Source organism: Hydrogenivirga sp., from assembly GCF_056450045.1.
Map to the genome: position 1 here is coordinate 1 of NZ_JBWONM010000104.1, position 2,768 is coordinate 2,768.

Here is a 2,768-nt window from a genome sequence, read left to right on the forward strand (position 1 = left end):
CGTTGAGGAGGAGGTCACCCGCCTGAGGACTCACCTCAAGAGGTTCAAGGAGCTACTTGATACCGAAGGCGATGTGGGGAAGAAGCTTGAGTTCCTCGCTCAGGAGATGCACAGGGAGATAACGACCTTAGGAAACAAGATTCCCGATCTGTCTCAGTTCGTGGTTGAGATAAAGGCTGAGATTGACAGGATAAAGCAGCAGGCGGCGAACGTTGAGTAGCTTAGGCTGTTAAAATGTAGTCCTATCAAAGCTCTGGAGGTGTGATATGAGAGCACTCATCGGAGGACTGAGCCTTGCCCTTGTGGGCGGAACCGTGCTGGCTGGTGGATACAAGATACCCGAGCAGTCCCTTCGCTCAACCGCAACATCTGGAGCCTACTTCTCCTCAGCGAACGCACCCGACGCAGCCTACTTTAACCCAGCAAACATGAGCTTCATGAAGGGAGGCTGGGGCGTTGAGGTCGGCTTGAGGTACATACTTCTCCCGAGCATAAAGTTCAGCGGTCAGGCTGGCAGCTTCCCCAGCTTCAGCGATTCCTCAAAAAGGGAGAGCTTCTTCGTTCCCTACTTCCACTACGTGAGCCCGAGTGTAGGGAATCTCAGGTTCGGTCTCTCCTTCACCACACCGGGAGGGCTCTCCAAGAGCTGGGAGGATTCCCTTGCCCAGGCATACGCCAAGACCTTCCTTCTTGAAGTCTATGAAACGAGCCTATCGGCTTCCTACAAGGTTTTGGACATTCTCTCGGTGGGAGGTGGGCTCAGGGCTGTGTATGCGAGGGGTGAGGTTGAGCTTGCCCACCCGGCAGGAGCCTACAGCGTATCCATGGACGGGGACACGAAGATAAAGCCGGGCTACTTCATCTCCGCATCTCTGAAACCCACAAAGGAGCTGACCCTCTCAACCCTATACAGGTCAAAGGTTGACCTTGATATAGACGGCGATGCGAGCGGGTATTTGTATGATACAAATGTAATACCCCCAGCTTTATATACTTTCTCAACCTCTGGAAATGTTGAGATTCCCCTGCCCGCCGAGTGGAGGCTTGGGGTTTCCTACAACCTCGGGAACACAACCTTTGAGCTCACCTACGAGAGGACCTTCTGGTCGGACTACGAGAGGCTTGACTTCAACTTCGGTGACGCTACCGTTGAGGGAAATTTTGGAAAACCCAATGACAAATACTGGAAGGACACGAACACCTACAGGCTTGGAATTCAGCACAGCTTCAACGAGAAGCTAACAGCCATGGCTGGTATAGCTTACGACGAGACACCCGTTCCAGAGAAGACCCTTGGCTTTGAGCTACCCGACTCCGACGGGTGGGTACTCTCCCTTGGAGGCATATACAAGCCAGACCCGAAGGTTGAGCTGGGGGTAGCCTACCTCTTCTTTACAAAGAAGGACAGGAGCGTGAACAATCAGCAGATAAGGGGTAAGTTCAGCAACCTGTCGGCTCACATGCTCACGATATCCGCAGGCTACAGGTTCTGAGGGAAGAGATGTACAGGTTCAAGAACCTCTACGAGGTGATCGCCCACAACACAAAGAGGTTTCCCAGAAAGCCAGCCCTATTTGAGGAGAAGGCAAAGGTTAGGTGGAGGGAGCTCAGGCACTACGTTGACTCCTTCGCCCGCTACCTTGAGCTTATAGGGGTGCGCAGGGGCGACAACGTGGTCATACTCATGACCAACTCCAAGGAGTTCATCATCGCCTTCCTCGCAATAGGGAAGCTTGGGGCGGTTCCCGTTCCCCTGAACACCTTTCTGAAGAGGGCGGAGCTTGAGTACATCCTCAAGGACTCCGAGAGCAGGTTCATCGTAACCCAAGGTAAGTTCGCCGACCTTTTGAGGGACATAGAAAAGAGCACAGGGGTTGAGAAGATAGTCTGGTCCGAGGGTGCTCCCACCCTTGACGAGAGGAACCTCAGCTTTGAGGAGGGGCTCACCATTGAGGACTACGAACACATAGAGCCCCAGTCCGGTCTTGAGGACCTTGCCACAATCCTCTACACCTCGGGGACTACCGGTAAGCCAAAGGGCGTTATGCTCTCTTACAGGAATATATTCTCAAACATTGAGAACATAGTCAGGGTCTTTGATATAAAGCCAAAGGACAGGTTCATAGTTTACCTTCCCATGTTCCATGCCTTCACCCTGACAGCAACGGTTTTACTTCCTCTCTACACCGCAAGCCCGATAGTTATAGTCAGGTCAATAATGCCTTTCTCAAACGTGATAAAGCAGACCCTCCTGAAGAGGGTTACGGTCTTCATGGGGGTGCCGGAGGTCTTCAATGCCCTCTCAAAGGCTAAGCTACCCTGGTACTTCATGTGGTTCAACAGGATAAGGTACTTCGTCTCGGGAGGGGCGCCCCTCCCCGTGGACACCCTTGAGAGGATGAGAAGAAAGTTCAGAAGGGCTGTCCTGCTTGAGGGCTACGGTCTCAGCGAGTGCTCCCCGGTCGTTTGGGTGAACCGCCCCAACAGGCAAAAGCCCATGTCCGTGGGTGCCCCTCTGCCGGACTACGAGGTGGAGGTGGTTGTTGTGGAGCTTATAGAGCTTACCACAGGAGAGGTGGGGGAGATTATAGTGAAGGGAGACTGCGTGATGAAGGGATACTACAAGAACCCCTACGAGACAGAGAACACCATAGTTAACGGCTGGCTAAGGACGGGAGACCTCGGATACGTTGATGAGGACGGCTTCATATACATAGTTGACAGGAAGAAGGACCTTATCATATGCAAGGGCATGAACGTTTACCCGA

At 53.0% G+C, this 2,768-nt stretch carries 3 protein-coding genes; all 3 read left to right on the forward strand.

Translation table 11 applies throughout. The features are described 5' to 3' along the window. Window positions 1-220: DUF1732 domain-containing protein (locus AC1HCM_RS04465; protein WP_479460577.1), on the forward strand; the 220-nt coding region annotated here is incomplete at its 5' end. Window positions 221-266: 46 nt separating this feature from the next. After that, on the forward strand, window positions 267-1,493 hold the full coding sequence (locus tag AC1HCM_RS04470) for an OmpP1/FadL family transporter (protein ID WP_479460578.1): 1,227 nt from the start codon (window positions 267-269) through the stop codon (window positions 1,491-1,493). A gap of 8 nt (window positions 1,494-1,501) precedes the next feature. After that, window positions 1,502-2,768, forward strand: a 1,267-nt coding sequence (locus AC1HCM_RS04475) for an AMP-binding protein (RefSeq protein ID WP_479460579.1), incomplete at its 3' end; no start/stop codon positions are given.

Coding starts and splice junctions, on each gene's coding strand:
- AC1HCM_RS04470 (WP_479460578.1), top strand. CDS start 267: ATGAGAGCACTCATCGGAGGACTGAGCCTTGCCCTTGTGGGCGGAACC.